21 protein-coding genes and 1 riboswitch are annotated in these 19,736 nt (G+C 38.6%); of the genes, 13 read left to right on the plus strand and 8 right to left on the minus strand.

Translation table 11 applies throughout. The features are described from left to right. Window positions 1–51: 51 nt before the first annotated feature. The 3 genes from LJY09_RS01640 to LJY09_RS01650 form a co-directional block, all read right to left on the minus strand. Complete coding sequence (locus LJY09_RS01640; RefSeq protein ID WP_028412500.1) at window positions 52–627, minus strand: PepSY domain-containing protein; 576 nt, start codon at window positions 625–627, stop codon at window positions 52–54. A 72-nt stretch (window positions 628–699) separates the two neighbouring features. Beyond that, window positions 700–2,046, minus strand: a complete 1,347-nt coding sequence (locus LJY09_RS01645; protein WP_108674360.1) for a HAMP domain-containing sensor histidine kinase — start codon at window positions 2,044–2,046, stop codon at window positions 700–702. Window positions 2,047–2,049: 3 nt separating this feature from the next. Next, complete coding sequence (locus LJY09_RS01650) at window positions 2,050–2,742, minus strand: response regulator transcription factor (protein WP_154974135.1); 693 nt, start codon at window positions 2,740–2,742, stop codon at window positions 2,050–2,052. Window positions 2,743–2,932: 190 nt separating this feature from the next. On the opposite strand from LJY09_RS01650, the gene LJY09_RS01655 reads away from it, so the two are divergent. From LJY09_RS01655 to LJY09_RS01670, 4 genes are all read left to right on the plus strand, one after another. After that, the gene (locus LJY09_RS01655; protein ID WP_028412492.1) at window positions 2,933–3,526 is read left to right on the plus strand and encodes an undecaprenyl-diphosphatase; all 594 of its coding nucleotides are present in this window, start codon (window positions 2,933–2,935) and stop codon (window positions 3,524–3,526) included. A gap of 151 nt (window positions 3,527–3,677) precedes the next feature. Beyond that, window positions 3,678–4,097, plus strand: a complete 420-nt coding sequence (locus LJY09_RS01660; protein WP_028412491.1) for an organic hydroperoxide resistance protein — start codon at window positions 3,678–3,680, stop codon at window positions 4,095–4,097. A 105-nt stretch (window positions 4,098–4,202) separates the two neighbouring features. Then, window positions 4,203–4,386: riboswitch (cobalamin riboswitch) on the plus strand. Between the two features lie 132 nt (window positions 4,387–4,518). Then, complete coding sequence (locus LJY09_RS01665) at window positions 4,519–5,316, plus strand: HoxN/HupN/NixA family nickel/cobalt transporter (protein ID WP_028412490.1); 798 nt, start codon at window positions 4,519–4,521, stop codon at window positions 5,314–5,316. Window positions 5,317–5,547: 231 nt separating this feature from the next. After that, entirely contained in the window at window positions 5,548–6,711 is a 1,164-nt protein-coding gene (locus LJY09_RS01670) for a M20 family metallopeptidase (protein ID WP_034327426.1), read from the plus strand. A 67-nt stretch (window positions 6,712–6,778) separates the two neighbouring features. On the opposite strand, the gene LJY09_RS01675 is transcribed toward LJY09_RS01670, so the two are convergent. Then, window positions 6,779–7,201 (minus strand): DoxX family protein, encoded by a 423-nt coding sequence (locus tag LJY09_RS01675; protein WP_028412488.1) that lies wholly within the window; start codon window positions 7,199–7,201, stop codon window positions 6,779–6,781. A gap of 302 nt (window positions 7,202–7,503) precedes the next feature. Here LJY09_RS01675 and LJY09_RS01680 point away from each other — a divergent pair, with 302 nt between their 5' ends. Next, a complete protein-coding gene (locus LJY09_RS01680; protein WP_013055087.1) occupies window positions 7,504–8,028 on the plus strand; it encodes a type 1 glutamine amidotransferase domain-containing protein in 525 nt (174 codons plus the stop codon). Window positions 8,029–8,160: 132 nt separating this feature from the next. Here LJY09_RS01680 and LJY09_RS01685 read toward each other — a convergent pair whose 3' ends face one another. Further along, window positions 8,161–8,316: a hypothetical protein gene (locus LJY09_RS01685; protein WP_014461889.1), complete on the minus strand. Its 156-nt coding sequence runs from the start codon at window positions 8,314–8,316 to the stop codon at window positions 8,161–8,163. Between the two features lie 346 nt (window positions 8,317–8,662). Here LJY09_RS01685 and LJY09_RS01690 point away from each other — a divergent pair, with 346 nt between their 5' ends. Next, complete coding sequence (locus tag LJY09_RS01690; RefSeq protein WP_228307469.1) at window positions 8,663–9,151, plus strand: DinB family protein; 489 nt, start codon at window positions 8,663–8,665, stop codon at window positions 9,149–9,151. A 25-nt stretch (window positions 9,152–9,176) separates the two neighbouring features. On the opposite strand, the gene LJY09_RS01695 is transcribed toward LJY09_RS01690, so the two are convergent. After that, on the minus strand, window positions 9,177–9,929 hold the full coding sequence (locus LJY09_RS01695) for a lipase family protein (protein WP_034327418.1): 753 nt from the start codon (window positions 9,927–9,929) through the stop codon (window positions 9,177–9,179). Between the two features lie 255 nt (window positions 9,930–10,184). Between LJY09_RS01695 and LJY09_RS01700 the strand changes: the two genes are divergently transcribed. Beyond that, the gene (locus LJY09_RS01700) at window positions 10,185–11,639 is read left to right on the plus strand and encodes an alanine/glycine:cation symporter family protein (protein ID WP_028412486.1); all 1,455 of its coding nucleotides are present in this window, start codon (window positions 10,185–10,187) and stop codon (window positions 11,637–11,639) included. Between the two features lie 32 nt (window positions 11,640–11,671). On the opposite strand, the gene LJY09_RS01705 is transcribed toward LJY09_RS01700, so the two are convergent. Next, window positions 11,672–12,727, minus strand: coding sequence for an aromatic acid exporter family protein (locus LJY09_RS01705; protein WP_028412485.1), 1,056 nt, complete (start codon window positions 12,725–12,727; stop codon window positions 11,672–11,674). A 143-nt stretch (window positions 12,728–12,870) separates the two neighbouring features. Between LJY09_RS01705 and LJY09_RS01710 the strand changes: the two genes are divergently transcribed. Next, window positions 12,871–14,037, plus strand: coding sequence for a M20 family metallopeptidase (locus LJY09_RS01710; protein WP_155010624.1), 1,167 nt, complete (start codon window positions 12,871–12,873; stop codon window positions 14,035–14,037). Window positions 14,038–14,091: 54 nt separating this feature from the next. On the opposite strand, the gene LJY09_RS01715 is transcribed toward LJY09_RS01710, so the two are convergent. Next, window positions 14,092–14,547 (minus strand): ferritin-like domain-containing protein, encoded by a 456-nt coding sequence (locus LJY09_RS01715; protein WP_028412483.1) that lies wholly within the window; start codon window positions 14,545–14,547, stop codon window positions 14,092–14,094. 151 nt (window positions 14,548–14,698) lie between these two features. Here LJY09_RS01715 and corA point away from each other — a divergent pair, with 151 nt between their 5' ends. The 5 genes from corA to LJY09_RS01740 all read left to right on the plus strand — a co-directional run bounded on the left by corA (window position 14,699) and on the right by LJY09_RS01740 (window position 19,664). Then, window positions 14,699–15,664 carry a magnesium/cobalt transporter CorA gene (gene corA / locus LJY09_RS01720; RefSeq protein ID WP_028412482.1) on the plus strand — a complete coding sequence of 322 codons (966 nt, stop codon included), beginning with the start codon at window positions 14,699–14,701 and terminating at the stop codon, window positions 15,662–15,664. A gap of 154 nt (window positions 15,665–15,818) precedes the next feature. Next, entirely contained in the window at window positions 15,819–17,405 is a 1,587-nt protein-coding gene (gene dcuS, locus LJY09_RS01725) for a DcuS/MalK family sensor histidine kinase (RefSeq protein ID WP_034327425.1), read from the plus strand. Next, entirely contained in the window at window positions 17,398–18,123 is a 726-nt protein-coding gene (locus LJY09_RS01730; protein ID WP_028412480.1) for a response regulator, read from the plus strand. Before dcuS ends, LJY09_RS01730 begins: the two co-directional genes overlap by 8 nt. Window positions 18,124–18,265: 142 nt before the next feature. Beyond that, a complete protein-coding gene (locus tag LJY09_RS01735) occupies window positions 18,266–18,925 on the plus strand; it encodes a cobalamin B12-binding domain-containing protein (protein ID WP_028412479.1) in 660 nt (219 codons plus the stop codon). After that, a complete protein-coding gene (locus LJY09_RS01740) occupies window positions 18,912–19,664 on the plus strand; it encodes an STAS domain-containing protein (protein ID WP_028412478.1) in 753 nt (250 codons plus the stop codon). Before LJY09_RS01735 ends, LJY09_RS01740 begins: the two co-directional genes overlap by 14 nt. Window positions 19,665–19,736: the final 72 nt, after the last annotated feature.

The following is a 19,736-nucleotide window of genomic DNA, read 5'->3' on the forward strand; positions in this document are numbered from 1 at the left end:
CTTAGAAATAAATAAAGGTGTATAAAAAAAGCACAGCTTTCCGCTGTACTTTTAGTCGTCGTCATTTTCGTAGGTGATGGAATCTACATGCCCAGAGTAAGCGTTTATCATTACTTTAGCTTCTCTTGTTTTAGACTGATCAATTTCGACTTCGTAGAAGGTTTGGCCTTCTTCCTCTTCTATTTCAACTGAGGAAAACGTTCCTTTTACTTTTTGTAAAGCAATATCTCTTGCTTGTTCCATTGAAATGAGAGGCTCGTCGGATGTAGGAGAAACGGGTGGCTGCTCGCTCTTTTTTTGTTCTTTTTCTGTATCATTTTTAGTTTGAGTAGACGTTTGTTTCTCTACTTTTTGTTTGATTAATGACTGGACTTCTCCATTTTCTCCATTTACTGTGATGTGGTATGGAATATCACCTTTAAGCAAAGTAATTAGATAAATCGGTTCATCATCTTTTTGAGAAAAGCTTGCATTTTCAATTGTGCCGCCATATTTCTGCTGAATCATACGGCTGATTTCAGACTCGGATAAAATGGTATCAGATCGATTCATTGCTTTTGCTATTCCATAAAAGCAAGCTGAACCAACAGCAAGAAAGATAAGTATAAAAAGCACCGTTTTCTTCATACATTCACCTCCAGTATTATGAAAAATAGTATAGCAGGCAATTCTTAAAAATCTCTAAGAAACGGTGAGAAATCAAAGAGGAAAGCAAACCGTTACGGATGTCCCTTTGCCTTCATCGCTGCTAATCTCAATACGTCCGCTATGGGCTTCTACAATCTTTCGAGCAATGGATAACCCAAGCCCTGAACCACCGGTTTCTCGATTTCTTGCTTTATCTACGCGAAAAAAGCGTTCATACACGTTTGATAAATCTTCTTTTGGAATACCAATTCCTTGATCTGTGACCGTAATCATAAAGCTTTCGCTTCTTGTTATGGTTACCTCTACCGCTTTTTCACTATATTTAATGGCATTATCTAAGAGGATGTACAGCAGCTGCTTTAAGCGTTTTTCATCCGCTGTTACGACGGGATGATCCGTTTTTATATTTAAATAAATGGTTCGTTCAAAAGCTTGTTCTAGATGCTTGATTGTTTGGTTACAGACGGCCGCCGCATCTACGTGTTCCATGTGAAGCTCCCACTGCGACTCATCTTTCGCAAGCACCAGCATTTGAGACGTAAGCTGTTTCATGCGTAAAGACTCAGAGTGAATGGCTTCGATGGCTTCTTCTAAAATATCTGGACGCTTCATCCCCCATCGTTTTAGCATATTGGCATAGCTTTCTACCACGGTCAGGGGTGTTTTTAATTCATGAGAAGCATCGGATACGAACTGCTCTTGCTTTTTATAGTTTTCCTCTAATAAATCCATCATATTATTGAAGGTGTTGGCCATTTGATCTAACTCATCTTTAGAAGAGGAAGAGAGAGCGATTTTTTTGAATGTGCGAGACACTTGAATTTCTTCCATAGTATGAATAAGAGATTTGATAGGCCGCAAAATGATTTTACTTAAAAGCCGTCCGGCAAATATGGTCGGAATTAATATAACAAGAGAGGCAATAAGCAAGATGAATTTTAACGTCTGTAAAGATTGTTCCACGTCTTCGAGTTGTTCCGTGACTTCTAAAGAAACGACTTCACCGTTCGTCCAAATGACCGGAGTATGCGAAATTGCGTATAGGTGGCCGTCGTCTTCTTTGATGGTTGTTTGTTCATTTGAATAATAAGAATAGGATAAGTCCTGAAGCTCTTTCGTTTGATCAGTAACCGATACAACTAAAGGCCTCCCTGATTTAGGCAAAATACGAATCATTCCGTTAGGAGGCAAATAGGCACGAAGCAAATTGGCTTGTTTAACCGTCGAACTTGTTTGTTTTAGACCATGTGTTACGTTGCTTGTTTCTGCTTGCAAACGTTCAATTGCATTGTCTTCCATGGTTTTCTTGAAAATGAAGTAAATCGAGCTGTTCGCAATCACTAGCAGAATAAAAAGCAGCACAGTTGATGTAAGGATAATCTTTGTTTGCAGTTTCATGAGCTACTCCTTAAGCATATAGCCAACGCCCCGCACTGTTTGAATGTAGGGTGTTGAAAATGGAGCATCAATTTTTTTGCGCAAATAACGAATGTATACGTATACAATATTCGTGTCGCCGTAGTAATCAAATCCCCACACGTTTGTAAGAAGCTGTTCAAAGCTTAGCACTTGATTGTTGTTTTGAAGCATATAGACAAGCAAATCATATTCTTTAGGAGTCAGCTCAATAGCTTCATTTTCACGCGTGACTTCTCGCGTTTTTTCATTCACAACTAAAGTTCCTAGCTGCAGAGTATCTGCTTCTTTTTCAGCAGGAGATGCTGATGCAGGATGGCGAAGCCAGACGCGGATACGTGCAAAAAGCTCCTCAATTTGAAAGGGCTTTGTAATGTAATCGTTCGCTCCTAAATCTAGTCCGCTTACCTTATCAGGAAGGGCGTCTCGAGCGGTTAATAAGATAACGGGCGTCTGATCATCGTTTGCTCGAATGCGACGCAGTACTTCGAGTCCGCTCAATTCAGGAAGCATCACATCTAAAAGCAGCAAATCCCAATCATGTGCTTGAAACTCTGCCAATCCTTCTGTCCCTGTATAAGCCATGCCCGTTTCGTACCCTTCGTGTTCAAGCTCGAGCTGAATCAAACGAGCAATTTTGCGTTCATCTTCTACAATTAAAATTCTGCCTTTACTCAAAAAAATTCCCCCTTGTGTCTATGTATAGTTGCGTACATTATAGCATGGAGAGATTCGGGGTGTATAAATGATAAGGAAATCAATGGTTATTTACTAAATATATCAATAATAGCCCGAGAAATAATGTTCATTTTCCCAAGAAACTGATAAGATAGCTAATGACATTTAAAAATAAGAAAGGATTTCGATTATGTTATCAGCTATTAATTCAGTAGACTATACCATTTTCCATGCGGTGAATCAGTATGCCTCGCATGTGAAGTTTGTAGATTCGCTAATGGTATTCTTTGCAGATTATGCCCAGTATGTACTTATTGTTTTACTCGGCTTGTTTTTACTTATTAATAAAAACGGCAGCCGTGTTGTAGCATTTCAAGCTTTATGTGCTTGTGCCACAGGAGTCATTATCAATAAAGTGATTAGTTTATTTGCTTATCGAGATCGTCCGTTTATCTCTCACCACGTGAATCAGCTTATTGATCACGCCGCGAATTCTTCATTTCCAAGCGATCATGCTACATCTGCATTAGTTATCACTTTTACCATCTGGCTGCATTTCAAACGTTCAGGGCGCATGTGGGTTGTCATGGGTGCACTCATTGCATTTTCACGCGTATGGGTTGGCGTTCACTATCCATTCGATGTGTTAACAGGAGCTATTCTAGGCTGCGTGCTGGCGCTGTTTATTCATTATGTTATTTTTAATACGAAACTGATGAGGGCTATTACCAACTTGTCTATTTTTCGAAAATCAGCTTATGACGAACAGTCTCAATATTATTAAGAAAAAGTCGCATATACGCGGCTTTTTTTATTGGGAAATTTTTAATGTATTTAACACTTGTTTTTTAAAATTAAATTGTGTACAATTAAATTGCAGAAACGATAAATAAAAAATTTTAATAAAATTACTAAAAAAGAGGAGAGATTTATACATGAAAGCTTTATATGAAACGACAGTCGTTAACACAGGTGGAAGAACAGGAGAAGTTCATTCTTTAGATAATATCTTTAATTTAGACGTTGCAACACCTCCAGCGCTTGGTGGAGAAGCAACAACAGCAACAAACCCAGAGCAGCTATTTGCAGCTGGATACAGTGCTTGTTTCAACAGTGCGTTAGAATTTATGTTGAAAAAACATAACGTAGAAATTAAAAGCAGTGAAGTAAAAGCTACGGTTCAGCTGCTTCCAGATAAAGCTGATCAAGGAGTAAAAATTGCTGTAGCGCTTGAAGCTCATATCGAAGGCTTAGATTTAGAAACAGCTAAAAAATATGTAGACCTAGCCCACTCATACTGCCCGTATTCAAAAGCAATCAGCGGCAACGTAGACGTAACGGTAGAAGTAGTTTAATTGCTTTAAAAAGCCCTGTTAAGCATGTAAAGCTTAGCAGGGCTTTTTTATTTGAATTTTCTCTATTCATTTGTAAGGAGTACTAGTATAATGAGGAAGAAAATGAATCATTCGCACAGTTTAGGTGCTCTTACATAGCGTAAGAGGTAACAGGGAATCGAGTGCAAATCTCGAGCGGTCCAGCCACTGTAAGCAGGGAGTTTTCTATCTTATCGTCACTCAAAACGGGGAAGGCGGTAGAAAATGATGATCTCAAGCCAGGAGACCTACCTATTCTGTACACTTGACTCTTCTAGGAAAGAGGCGGTGTATCAAGGTACGCAGTGAGCAATTACTGTTTATTTTCATATGCCGACACATCCTCAATTTCTATAGAATTGAGGCTTTTTTACGTTTTATTTTAAAAAAAGGAGTGTAGGAAATGGAAGGTTTATCAGTTTTTTTACTTGTCTTTTTATTAGGAATCAGGCACGGATTAGATGCAGATCACTTAGCTTTTATTGATGGCCAGACCCGATATAATTGGCGAATGGGCAGCCGTTTTGCCCCGTGGGTCGGAACGCTGTTTTCACTCGGTCATGGAGGAATGGTGGCCGTCACGGCCGGGGTGCTGGGCGTAGTGATGAAGAATTTTACGTTTCCAGCATATTTCGATCATTTTGCATCTTGGGTATCTATCATCTCTCTCTTTCTGATTGGGACATTAAACACATATCATTTGCTTCGAACTAAAAACAAAGAAGAAGAGTTTCAGGTGAGCGGGTTAAAAGGGAAGTTTATTCCGAAAATCGCAAAAGGAACAACGAATCCTTTTTTAATTATTCTTGTAGGAGCGCTGTTTGCCCTAGCAGCTGAAACGGTCAGTCAAACGGCCGTGTGGTCTCTAGCTGTAGGGAACGCAGGCAAATATACGCCGCTTTTATTAGGACTAGTATTTATGTTTGGTATGATGCTGACAGATACAATCGATTCACTGATTGTACATAAAATGGTGAATGAATCGAGTAAGTTTGGGCAATCTGCTTCCCGCTTGATGGGCTGGGTTATTGTTATCCTCGCATATGGGGTGTCCTTCTACTTAGCATTCACTTTCTTTAATCCATGGGCCGAAGTAAACTTTGAAATGGTTGGCGTTATTTTGTTTATTTTTTTAGTGTCTATGTTTGTATTTGTAAGTGTGAAGTCAAAAGGGAAAAATATCAAAATAAATGTCAATTAATAAAATGAAAGCTTTAATCTGTTGAAGATTGAAGCTTTTTTGTATAAATTTGTTGAAGTTTATGGCTATTTTCGGTCGGTTATGAATAAGTTAAAGTATTATCTGTATTTTAAGGATGGAAAATTGTCTGAAAACCATTATAATTAAGGATAATTTAAGGTCGTTATGTGAAACGTAGAACATACTCATACGTACGATAAATAAAAGCAATGAATGCACAAGCAGCAGGGGTTGTTTGGAGGAGGAATTGATTTGAGTCAGGTAATGGTAGAACAAAGCGTATTTAGTTATTTAAAAGAACATGAACAAGAGATGCTCGAAGATTTAGTTGGATTTGTGAAAAAAGAATCACCGTCCTACAGTAAAGAGTTAGTGGATCAGTGTGGAATGTATTTAACGCAGCTGTTTCAGAAGCGTTTAGGCGTAGGGTATGAAATCATAGAAGAAAAAGAAGTAGGAAACCACTTGAAATTTACGATTGGAGAAGGAGAGAAGCAGCTTTTAATTATCGGTCACTTTGACACGGTATGGGAAAAGGGAAGGCTGAGTCTAAGAACAGAAGGAAACAAGCTTTATGGTCCGGGAATTTTAGATATGAAAGGCGGCATTATACAATCTATATGGGCGATTAAAGCGATTCAAGAGCTTGGCTTATCGCTGGATAAAAAAATTGTGTTTTTTTGCAATTCAGATGAAGAGATTGGATCAATTTCCTCTAAAAAATATATAGAAGAAGAAGCACAAAGAAGTGAAGCAGTGCTAGTAGCAGAACCTGCGGTGGCGGGTTCAGGTGCGTTAAAAACGTCGCGCAAAGGAGCGGGGATTTTCACCGTAAAGGTGTGGGGACGAGCAGCCCACGCTGGTAATCACCACAAAGAAGGAATCAATGCTATTGAAGAGCTAGCGCGCCAAGTGATTTTTCTGCAGAGCTTAACCGATTATGAAAAAGGTACAACGGTGAACGTTGGGACATTTACCGGAGGCAGCGGTACAAATGTAGTGCCGGAATATGCAGAAGCGCACGTGGATTTACGTGTTTCTACAGAAGAAGAAGCAAAACGTATGACGGATATTATTTTGAATTTAACGCCCATTTTAAAAGGGATTAAGATTGAAGTAACAGGAGGCATGAATCGTCCTCCAATGGTTAAGTCTAAACAAACGGAAGAGTTATTTGAATGCGCTCAGTCAATTGCGGCCAAACTGGGTATGAAATTAGAAGAAGCAGCTGTTGGAGGCGGAAGTGATGGCAATTTTACAGCGGCTATTGGCATTCCCACGTTGGATGGATTAGGAGCATGCGGAAAAGGAATACATGCAGAATATGAACATATTCAAATTGATACGTTGTCCGAGCGTTCTTCTTTATTTGCGAATTTGCTGCTTCAAATATAAAAAAAGCCCGCCTCAAACGGCGGGACTAACCTGAAAGCTTATATTGGGAGAGTATAAGCTTTCTTTTTTATTTACTGCTTTCTTCTTGAAGAGAAAAAGCAGTTTCTTTCTTTTTAAATACCACTTTATCAAGAGCAAGGAACTGGCTTCCTGCAACAAATAAGTGAGCAGACATGGCAATTAAGGCAATATCAAACTCAAACCCGCCAACGAATCCGCTTTTAAGCTTGGCTGTAAAAATAGCGCCAAGCATAACTGCCACAAATAAAGCAGCTACGACTCTTGTTGCTAGACCAAGAATAATCAGAACCCCACCTACAAGTTCAATTGTTGCCACAATATATGCCATGAAACCAGGGATTCCTAAGCTATCGAAGAAGCCTACTGTATTTTCAATTCCCCCTTGCCATTTTTGAAAGCCGTGTACTAAAAATGTAAAACCTAATACTAAACGAATAATAAGCGATCCAATTTCGACGTTTTTATTCACTTTACTTCCTCCTTTAAGTGTATTTGAAAAACACTACATTATGTAGTGTAAAAGCCCGTAAAAAGAAATGTAGCAATTAAATAAAGTCTTTCTTATTTGGATAATTTTACAACATTATGAACATCACACTACACATTGTAGTGTGATGTTTGTTCCCAGTCAAGTAAAAATATAAAATTAGATCATTTGGCATACAAAAAATTTCTGAAGGGCACTTGAAAAATCCTTTAATTATGTACAATTTAGTTCCTTATTTTCAATCTTATTCTCCAACATGCTATACTGATGGCGGAGGTGTTACGATGCGCTTAGAAAATAAAAGAGTTATTGCGCTTGTTAGTGCAGACTTTGAAGATCTAGAACTATGGTATCCAGTGATGCGTCTTCGCGAAGAAGGAGCAGAAGTACATTTAGTTGGAGAAAAAGCAAACGAAACGTACATGGGGAAATACGGTGTTCCAGCCGTATCGGACTATGCATTTAAAGATGTTGATCCAGCTGAATATGACGCTATTTTAGTACCTGGAGGCTGGGCGCCGGATAAACTGCGCCGCTACCCTGAAGTAATTGAAATGGTTCGTCATATGGATGAACAGCAAAAGCCAATCGGCCAAATCTGCCATGCAGGATGGGTATTAATCTCTGCAAAAATCTTAGATGGCCGAAACGTAACAAGTACGCCAGGAATCAAAGATGATATGGAAAATGCGGGAGCTATTTGGCATGATGAAGCAGTCGTAATCGACGGCCACATCATTTCAAGCCGCCGTCCGCCAGACCTTCCTCCTTATGCAAAAGCATTTGCTGATGTACTAGCAGAGCAATAAGAAAAAAGCCGAAACCATATTGGTTTTGGCTTTTTTATAAGATTCCCTAAAAAAAGAAATGATAAAGTAAATAAAAAATCATCATTAAAAAAGCGAGCAGATGCATCTGCTCGCTTTTGTTCGTGTTTCTTATCAGTAACTTGCTTTTTGCAAGTGTAAAAACAAAATGATTACTTTCTTTATAAAATCCATGATTACGGTTTTTGTATGTTTCGTTGTTGTTAGGGCACAATTAGCATTGATTGTGCTTGCATGGATTTCATCCATTGCCGCGGTTTGTTTTTCCACATGATCGATTAACCTAAACGACGCAAGCCCTACCTCTCTTGCATCCTTACGGCTCCGAAGCCGATCCAGTGTGAATAAGTTTTGTTCAAAGACATGTGTCGAATGCCAGTATTTTTACCTTGCATTGTACGATACATCCTTTCAAGTTACTTTCACTATGTCCAGCTCTTAAAGAAAAGCCAGAAATCTAAATATAACACTTCAGTTGATCTATGTCAAATAGAAAAAATATTTTTTTCACGTGAAACAATTGCAGCTAAAACATGGTTAAGTAAAGGGATATCCTTTTTATATAGAAGAGTTTTTTGATACGATAAGCTAGAGGAATCCTAGAGGAGGATGAACAATGAACAAAAATGAACAGTTTCGAAATGATGTATTGAACAGTGTAGAATCATTAACATATGAACAATTAAATCAGCAGCCAGCATCTAATACATGGAGCGTTATGCAAGTATTAGAACATTTATATTTGATGGAGCGCATGATTGTTTCACGTGTAAAGGATCAGTTAGAAAACGGTGTAAATCAGCCAACCGAAGATAAGCCGTTTCATTTAGCGGTAGACCGTTCTCGAAAAGTAGATGCACCGGCTCAAGTTACGCCTTCTAATGAAAATCAGACATTAGAAGAAATGAAGAGTAAGCTGGCGGAATCAAGAGCGGCTTTAGTAGAGTTAGAAGAAACAGCCAGTGAAGAAAACCTAAAGCAAAAATCGTTTCCACATCCTGTGTTTGGGTTAATGGATTTAAAGCAATGGATTGATTTTATTGGCTATCATGAAAAGCGTCACCAAGAACAAATAGAAGAAATCAAAACAGCAATTGGCGCATAAAAAAACAGGCATTCCGCCTGTTTTTTTATTTTTGGACCAAAATAGGGTAATCCGACATCATCCATATCCCAACACTGTATGTTTGGGGATTATGGTTCCCTACGGTAGAGCCTGTTTGGATGGTAAATGAGAGTTGCAGAGGGTCTTGATCGTAATAAATTGTTTGCTTGGTGGAAGGGGAATAGAGTCGCTTCGGAGGGATTTTAGGAACCGTATCCGTCGTGTTAACAAAACAGCGGCTATTTGAAACAAGATTTGTGTATGTTTGAACGAATTGAGGATCCCCTACTCGAGGAGCTCCGTAGTTGTACATTGTAATTTCCGGAAAAGATGCGTTTGTGGCGACATCTAAGGCATGAAGAGCAGCGAGTGCGCCACCTAGGCTATGCCCCGTTATATAAATGGGCTTGGTGGGAAGCGATTTATATGTTTCAAAAATTTCATCACGGCATGATTCGTAAACGGCTAAAAAACCTTCATGAACGAGCCCGGCTCGTTGATTGTATGGATAGGGGCGCTGCCTAATGCGAGCATCAGCAATCCAATCTGCCTCAGATTGAGTTCCTCGAAAGGCAATTACGATAGAGTCATCAGATTCTAAAATAAAACCAAACCATTCTTGCACCCCTACGGCAGAAGCTTTAAACGATTTAATAAGCCGGTAGCCTTCAGGTACATCAAATGTGCCTCCCTGTGCGTATTGCTTATAAGCTAAGACGCACGCATAAAGAAGGTCTAGAGCTAAAGAACGATAAAATAAAGGCTCGATTCTCATCATTGTTTTTCACACCTTCTAATAGAAAATAACTCCTATAGCCTATGTGTTCTTGAGAAGAAAGGTGCAGATATCTCTTTTTTGAGAGCAATAATTATGGAGTGTAAACGATTTCTTATTGGATGTTTTTGAGGGGTTTATAACTTTTTTTGTGTATTTTAACTAAAAAAAAGTTTTAATTTAGAGTTTTATTGTTAAAATTTATAATTTAACTTATAATTTAAAATAGTCTGAATCAAAAAATAAGGGGGTTATCGTTTGGAGCAATTTGTAACGAGTTTGAATAATGTGCTATGGAGCACGCCTGTTATTTATGGGTGTCTTGCGATTGGCCTGTTTTTCTCGATTTTAACAAGGTTTTTACAGGTACGACACTTAAAAGACATGGTTATGCTGATGTTTCAGGGTAAAAGCTCAGAAGCAGGAGTTTCTTCCTTCCAAGCACTGTCTTTAGCGCTGTCGGGACGAGTTGGAACAGGAAATATTGCTGGAGTTGCGACAGCTATCGCTTTTGGAGGTCCAGGGGCTGTATTTTGGATGTGGGCAGTTGCTTTTATTGGTGCTTCTAGTGCATTCATCGAATCAACACTGGCTCAAATTTATAAAGTTAAGCAAGATGGCCAATATCGAGGTGGTCCAGCGTACTACATTGAAAAAGGAACAGGTATGAAATGGTATGGCATTTTATTTGCCATTGCAGCCCTTGTTGCGATGAGTATCTTAATGCCGGGCGTTCAGTCCAATTCCATCGCGCTTGGCATCGACAATGCATTTGGTGTTAGTCCAACGGTTACAGCAGTAGGATTAGTTATTATTCTTGCTTTTATTATTTTTGGAGGCGTTAAGCGTATTGCAGGGGTAGCCCAATTCGTTGTACCTTTTATGGCACTTGGGTATATTATTTTAGCTCTTATTATTATTGCCATGAACATTTCGGAGTTGCCGGGAGTTATCGCTCTTATTTTTAAAAGTGCTTTTGCATTAGATTCTGCTTTTGGAGGAATCGTTGGTTTAGCTGTTTCTTGGGGAGTGAAGCGCGGCATTTATTCAAACGAAGCAGGACAAGGAACGGGGCCGCACGCAGCAGCTGCAGCAGAAGTTTCACACCCGGCGAAACAAGGTCTTGTACAAGCTTTTTCGGTTTATATTGATACACTGTTCGTTTGTTCAGCAACAGCGTTTATGATTTTATTCACAGGCATGTACAACACGGAAGGACCGGGAGGTTCATTTATTATTTCAAATTTACCGGGTGTAGAAGCAGGACCTGGATTTACACAAGCTGCTATTGAAACAGTGTTGCCGGGGTTTGGAGCTGGCTTCGTGGCAGTTGCCCTATTCTTTTTCGCGTTTACAACGATCATGGCTTATTATTACATTGCTGAAACAAATATTGCTTATCTAACTCGCGGAAAGAACGGGAAGTGGGCTATGTTTGCATTAAAACTTGTCCTGCTGGGAGCTACGTTCTACGGGTCAGTGAAACAAGCCTCATTAGCTTGGGCGTTAGGTGATGCAGGACTTGGTATTATGGTATGGCTAAATTTAATTGCTATCTTAATTTTAGCTAAGCCTGCGTTAGTTGCATTAAAAGACTATGAAGCTCAGAAAAAACAAGGGGTAGACCCCGTATTTGATCCTGTTAAGCTAGGAATTAAAAATGCGGACTACTGGGAGAAAGAATATAAGAAAGATGAGTCACAAGTTTCGTAAACAAGAAAATCCTCACATTTGTGAGGATTTTTTTATGAAGAAAGTGAGACAGGCGAATTGTTTAAGTTATAGCGTTCCTTCAAACGATGAATACGGTGTAGTTCTTCAAGCAGGTGATGAATCGCAAGAAGTTCGTACAGCATGGTTGTTTCTGTTGAAAAAGGCTGATCCACTCTGTTTTCTTCCTGCTTATGTGCCCAAAACCTTTGTTTTAAAGTCAAAACAAGCGTTTGATGCTGCAAAGAGCTTTTATATTGTTCATTTTGTAAGACTTTATGAAAGGAAGTGAAAGTGTCCCAAATCACTTGATGTTTTGCACTTTGCAGCTGATGAGCGGGCAAATAAATTAAATTACCAATATGGTAGACAAGCTGCCTCATAAGAGAAAGTTTCTTATATTCATAGTGGAATTTTCTCATAGCTGTACGAGTGAAATGATGAAATTTCCATTCTTTTCGCTGATACTCACAAAGCGTCTCAATTTTTTCAATTTCAGCAGAAAGCTGCTGAAATTGAAGCTTTGTTTGTTTATGACAAGCGTGTACTTGAGAAAGTTCGCTTCCTCTTTGCTGTAAGACGCTACTCATTTGTTTTGAGAGATTTTGAATTTTCCTCGTAATAATCGGTGTATAATTAGGAGGAAGAACAATGATATTTACAAGTGAAGAAGTAAGCAGCCCAATACTAGTGGTCGCTAGGCGAATTAAAAATGATATGAAATAATGGTCGTGCACAATCGTCAGCATAGCCACTCCTGTTAGCGTTGCAACGAGTGTTCCGGCATGTAAACGCAATTTATAACAGGATATAATAGTAGAAACAGCAACAAGCATATAGGTAAGCGGCGTTACGCCTAAAAGAAATGTGTAAATCATGGCAAAAGCAGCTCCAATTGCTGAAGCAGGAAAGCGAATGAACGCTTTTTTGATAGAATCCGCAGCGGTTGGTTCAATCGTAACAATGGCTGTAATAACAGCGAGCATATACGGCCAGCCAACGGACTGACAAATGAGTGCAGTCAAAAAAACGGCAATGCCTGTTTTAATAATACGACCGCCTAAAAAATTAAATTTTTTTACGTTAATCATTATGCATACCTTCTTTAAAACAGTTAGTAGTTTAATTATAAGGCATATTAAGGTGATAGGAAAACACGTCTTAAAAACTAGCTTTCAAAAAACGAATAAATATACTATAATTTGTTTAAATATTTAAAAGAGGAGTACAACTAATGAAACAATTAATAAATGAAACAATTAATAAATTACAGGATACATTTTATGATGTAAGCAAATATATTGGACAAAATCCTGAGCTTGGCCATGAAGAATTTAAGGCTTGCAAAGCATTAACAGATGTTTTAAAAGAACAAGGGTTCACAGTTGAAATTGGTACATGTGACTTGCCAACGGCTTTTACCGCTGTTTATGACAGTCAAAAGCCAGGTCCATCGATTGGGTTTATGGCAGAGTACGATGCTTTGCCGGATCTCGGACACGCATGCGGACATAACTTAATTGGAACCATGTCAATTGCCGCTGGTATTGGTCTGAGTAAAGCAGTCGCAAAAACGGGCGGTAAAATATACGTATACGGAACGCCTGCAGAGGAAACACGAGGCGGCAAAGTAACGATGGCTGAACAAGGTATTTTTAATCATTTAGACGTAGCTATGATGGTGCACCCTTATTACTGTCATCAAAAAAGCGGGCGTTCTCTTGCGATGGATGCGATTCAGTTTGAGTTCTTCGGAAAATCTGCACATGCAGCCGCTGCCCCTCATGAAGGAATCAATGCACTAGACGGTGTATTACAAACGTTCAATAGCATTAATGCGCTTCGCCAGCATGTGAAGCCGGATGTACGTATTCATGGAGTGATTACAGAGGGTGGCAAGGCGGCCAACGTTGTACCGAATTATGCAGTAGCACAATTTTATGTTCGCGCTTCAACTCGTGCATATGTAGATGAAGTAACAGATAAGGTGAAGGCATGTGCACATGGTGCTGCTTTAGCGACAGGAACAAAATTAAAAATCTCAAACTATGAGTTTTCTTATGATGATATGCAAACGAATCAAACATTATCCGACGTCTATACAAATAATCTCATCTCATTAGGTGTGAGCGAGCAAAGCATTACGGAAGACCAAGGCGATCATGGATCTTTAGATATGGGGAATGTGAGTCAGGTTGTTCCGGCTATTCATCCGTATATTCAAATTTGTGATGATTATTTTGTTTGTCATACGCACGAATTTAGAGAAGCAGCTTTAAGTGAGCAAGGAAGAGAAGCAATGATACTTGGTGCAAAAACAATGGCATTAACAGGGTATGACGTATTAACCAATCAAACGCTGCTCCAAAAAATTAAAGAAGAATTTAATGCTACAAAGTAAGAGATAATAATAAAACCATACTAAATAATACGCTTGCAGTGGCAAGCGTATTATTTAGTATGAGAAGTGGGACTGAATGGTTCGAAAAATTTGACCGTGGCGCTGTTCATCGCTCGCAGCTCGAACAATGCGGCTTTGAATTCGAGCATTTGTGATTCTTCTAGCGATTGATTGATAAAATGGAACGGTTTCTACTTCATCTTTAATGGATTCAGAGACCCCTTCTTGAAAAGTATTTGGCAGTTTTATGTTTAATGAAATCTGTGGGTAGCTGCCTGATAAATCATAATAGGCTTTAGAAAACCAGTCAAAGTGTTTAATTTCATCCTGCCGAATACCTAATATAGCTTGTTGAAACTGATCATTAGGAGCCAGCTCTGCTAGGCGTGTATAGTAGTGAATAGCGGAAAACTCATCGTTTACAGCTTTGTTTATATCTCTTAAAAGCTGTTCGTCTAGTCTTGTATCATCTTCCCAATATTCTTCATGCCGGGAGTAAAATTCATACATATGGATATACCTCCTCACCGTTTTGTTCTCTTGTCGTCACCATCATCGTATGTATAGACAAGAAAAGGCGTACATTAAAAGAAAAAAGTTTAACAAAATGGTAAAAAGGGTATGTGCAGAGAATAGTATCAAAAAAGACAGAGGTTATCTTATGATTAAAATTGTAGCTAAAACCAAAGAAGGAGCTATTAAAGAGATAGAAATGAATGAGATTCGTTCAAGCCATGACTTTCAATGGTATTGGGTTGATTTTTACAATCCCACCGAGGAAGAAAAAAAGCAGCTTGAACAATTTAATTTTCATCCTTTAGCAGTTGAGGACTGTTTGAATCAAGGTCAGCGGGCTAAATTTGAGTTGTATGATGAGCATTATTTTTTAGTGTATTATGCACTTCATAAAGAAGAGCTTGAGCACTTAGAAGTATCTGCATTTGTGGGGGATAACTTTTTAGTCACTTACCACTTGGACAAGCTAACGAGCGTGGCTAGAGTGTGGGAGCTTATCAAAAAAGACCCTGAGGCTACCGAAGATGGAACATGGGATATCATGTATGAACTCTTAGATCATACCGTTGATGAATACTTCCCTGTGCTTTATAAATTTGAAGATCACATAGACGACATTGAAGACAATGCAAAAGACGAACCTATGGATGAACTAATGAGGCAGCTTTATGACATCCGAAGTGATTTGTCACGAATGCGCCGGATTTTAAACCCCATGAGAGATTTAATGTATCGTATTATGTCAACCAATGCGTTAAAAGCAAAAGAGCAGGTTCGCTATTTTAATGATATTTATGACCACCTATTAAATATGATTGAAATTATGCAAGCAAGCAGGGATTTGTCAAATGATATTCGAGAAAGCTTTATGTCCATCAACTCGGATCGTATGAATTCAATCATGTTTACGCTAACGCTGATGTCAGCTATTTTCTTACCGTTGACGTTTATTGCTGGCCTCTATGGCATGAACTTTTCATATATGCCGGAACTGACGGGAAAATATAATTATTTTATTGTACTGGGCATTATGATTGGGCTTGTAGGCGTAATGGTCTTTGCCTTTTATAAAATGGGATGGTTCAAATATCGAAAAGGACCTAAACTATAAAGTAGATTGTTAACCTTCCTGTATAAATGTTCATCAACTCAGTAAAAATGAAATTAAATAAGCGAAGATCTTATCTGCCTCTAGATAAGATCTTTTTCTTGTGCTATAAACAAGGAAAGCAGGGAAGCGAGGGAAGAATGTGAAACACGGAAGAATGGGGCTGCGAAGCATCACGGTGCTGCTTGTATGCATGGTGGTAATTCTATCGCTATTGTTAACGGATTTATTAGTTAGCAGTTCAATTGGAAAAAACATCCGAGATCAACAGGCTGAAAAAGCTCGGACTATTGCTACAATTATTTCAGAATCAACGAACGTGAAAAAAGGACTAGAGACAAAAACACCTCAGTCAATTCAGGAATTTACTGAACGAATTCGTAAAAAATCAAGCGTCTTGTTTATCGTTGTTATAGATATGAATGGAATCCGCCAATCTCACCCAGATCCTAAAAAGATAGGAAAGAGGTTTGCCGGAGGCGATGAGCAAAAATCATTGCACGGGAAATCTTATGTATCTGTATCAAAAGGAACGCTTGATAAATCTCTGCGCGCTTTTGCACCTATTTATAATGAAAAAAATCAACAAATTGGCGCAGTGGCTGTGGGGATTTCTTTGAATAATGTAAATGAAGCGATTAGAGATGGGCATCGTCGAATTGTTTTAGGTTCATTAATTGGCTTACTTGTAGGCGTTCTTGGTGCTATTTTATTAGCGAATTACATAAAGAAAATTTTATTTGGCTTGGAACCTTCTGAAATTGCTAAAATTCTAGAAGAGAGAAGCACCATGCTGCAGTCGGTTCGTGAAGGAGTGATAGCTGTTGATAAAGAAGGTAATATTACACTTGCTAATCGTTCTGCACGCCGCTTATTTGTTAAAGCAGGGTTAGCACCAGAGCCAATCGGTTTGTCTATTCGAGAATATATGCCCACCTCCAGATTGGACGACGTTTTGTCTACGGGGGAATCTCATTATGATGAAGAGCAAGTCATAAATGGAGTAGCCATTGTAGTTAATAGGGTTCCGCTAGTGGTAAACGAAGAGATTGTAGGAGCACTTTCTACGTTTCGGGATAAAACAGAAGTTAATATCTTAGCAGAACAGCTAACAGGTGTTAAAATGTATGTGGAAGCGCTTCGAGCACAATCGCATGAATTTATGAATAAACTTCATGTGATTTTAGGAATGGTGCAGATGAATTATTATGATGAGCTAAAAACGTATATTCATCAGCTTGTTAATCATCGTGTCGATGAATCTAGTTCAGTGACTAAATCTATTAAAGATCATGCGTTGGCAGGGTTTCTCATGGGCAAAATGAGTTATGCTAGAGAGGAAAGCGTAGAACTGACGTTTTCCGCTGATGAAGTTATTCCAGAACCTTCAGATCCACACGTTACTCATCATCTCATTACCATTATTGGAAATTTAATTGATAATGCAATTGATTCAGTTTGTCATCAAGCCTCTAAAAAAGTGTCCATTATGCTTGTGTATAAAAACAATAAGCTTACGATTCAAGTTACGGATACAGGCTGCGGCATTCCTTCCGATACAATGAATCAGATTTTCAAGAAAGGCTTTTCTACAAAAGGAACGAGCAGAGGGTTTGGGCTGCATTTAGTGAAGCAAACGATTGATGAACTAGGTGGCCAAATCGTTATTGACTCATTTATAAATAGCGGCACCACATTCTATATTGATATTCCGTACGAAACAAGGAGAGATCAAGTTGATTAAAGTATTAATTGTTGAAGATGACCCAATGGTTGCTCAGTTTAATCAAAAGTACATTGAAGAGATAGAGGGGTTTACAGTGGTCGCTGTTGCTCATTCGGGTCATGAAGCCTTAGTGAAGGTAAATGAATATCAAGTTGATTTAGTACTGCTTGATATCTTTATGCCTGGGCAAAATGGTTTGAGAGTTTTACAAGAGATTCGAACAAAGCAAGAGGAAATAGACGTCATTTTTATCACCGCTGCTTCGGATGCCCAAACGATTCAGCAAGCTTTACGCTATGGAGCGATTGATTATTTGATTAAGCCTTTTACATTTGAACGCTTTTATCAAGCACTTTCGGCTTATAAACAAACATTTCGTACGTTAAAACAGCAACCTCAGCTTAATCAACAGGAATTAGACGGGCTGCTGTCTAATAAAAAAATAAAAGAAGCTCCGGTAGAGCCGTTGCCTAAGGGTCTAACGACAGGAACATTAGAAGTCATCGTAGAAGCCATTGTGCATCTTAAAGATCACCCTTTTTCGACCGATGATGTGGCTGAAAAAACGGGAATTTCAAGAGTGTCTATTCGAAAATATTTAAAATTTCTAACAGATATAGGTCTTCTTGGAGAAAGAATGACTTACGGCACAATAGGACGTCCTGTGTATGCGTACTTATACAATGAACAAAACCGTCACTTGCTGCATCACTACCTCGTTGACTTTGAAAAATAAAAAGATTTACCTGTCAGAGACGTCCGGTGTTATTTTGTCGGTGTGAGAATATTTTACTGTAGAGTGCCGGTGAGTTAAGTGGTATGGTTGATAATAACAAAGGAAAAAAAACAAGTCGTTTGACTGAAAAAGAGGTGGTTTCTTGATTGAAAGCATAGAACGCTTGACTGAATTACTGTTATCAGGGAATCAAGATGAAGCTTGGAATATTGTGTGGAAAAAAAGACAGCAGGGTTTCGACACATTTTATATTTTTCAGCAATTCATTTCAGTGTCAATGGCTCAAATCGGTATGATGTGGGAAGAAGATGAAATTTCAGTGGCTGATGAACATTTAGCTACTACTACCTGTGACTATGTTTTGTCACGCTATCAATTGTGTATAAGACAAGAAGTTATTAAAAGTGAAAAAAAAGGTCTGTTTTTGTGTATAGAAAATGAACAGCATTTTTTAGGTTTAAAAATGATTTCCATTCTCTTTGAAGAGCACGGATGGCAGACGAAACTTTTAGGAGCAGATTCTCCGCTTTTACATGCAACGCACGCTGTTGAACAATGGAAACCTGATTTAGTAGGAATCTCGTTCAGTTTAACTCATCATATAGAAAAAGCAAACGAATATATAGAAGGATTAAAAAAGACAAAACATCAGCCGCTTATTTTAGTTGGAGGCCGAGTAGTTTCAAACTATAAGTTTCCTCTTGTTCAAACAAATCAAGTTCGATTTATTGCACAGCTAGAGGAGTTGAAAGAGCTTTTTCATTATCAATCAATTAGGGGGATTAAGGTTGTCGACTATTAAATATGCTCCGCTTCCTGCTTTTATTATGGATGAGGAAATGAATATTCTAGCGCAATCTGATGAAGCAGCCGCTTTATTCGGAGAGGTTCAACATTTTTTAGAAATTGTTGATGAAGATAGTCAGAACAAAGCTAGAAAACGATTAGGAAAGAAGGAAAAAATAAAAACAGAATTAGTCATGCATTCGCGTAAATCTAAGATGTCTCTTTATACCGTGAATTGCAAATGGGAGCAAGATAAGGCGCATGTAATATGTGTAGAGGAAGATTCTCAAATTAGAATTCTCTCAGAAAAAATCGAACAGCATACAGCGCGTTTATCTGAAACAGACTTAGAACTGCTGCTGCAAAAAGAACGATTAGAAAAGGCCATGAACCGAGTTATAGAGCTGTCGGGACCGTTTATTCATTTATCGAACAACATGGTGCTTATACCTCTGTTTGGCGATTTATTTGAGGAAGTCATCATGAAAAATGAACATCGGCTGCTCAGACAAATAGATGAGGAAACGGTTGATCGAGTTATCATTGATTTTAATGGAATCGGTCAAATTGATGAACGAGGTGTTGCAGCCCTAGAACATTTAATATGGGAATTTCAGCTAATGGGCGTACAGATTTATTTAACAGGTGTGACACCCGATCACAGTCAATGGCTTCACCAGTATCATTTTCAAGCAAATGTAAAATCTATTAGTAACCTAGGTCAGGCCATTCATCAATTTTTTACAACGGCATGAAATGGCTACAAAAAGTGAACACTTCATATAAAGGCAATAAGACAGGGGATCAATACGGATAAACAGGTGATT

Source organism: Priestia sp. J2, assembly GCF_020790095.1.
Taxonomy (GTDB): Bacteria; Bacillota; Bacilli; order Bacillales; family Bacillaceae_H; genus Priestia; species Priestia zanthoxyli.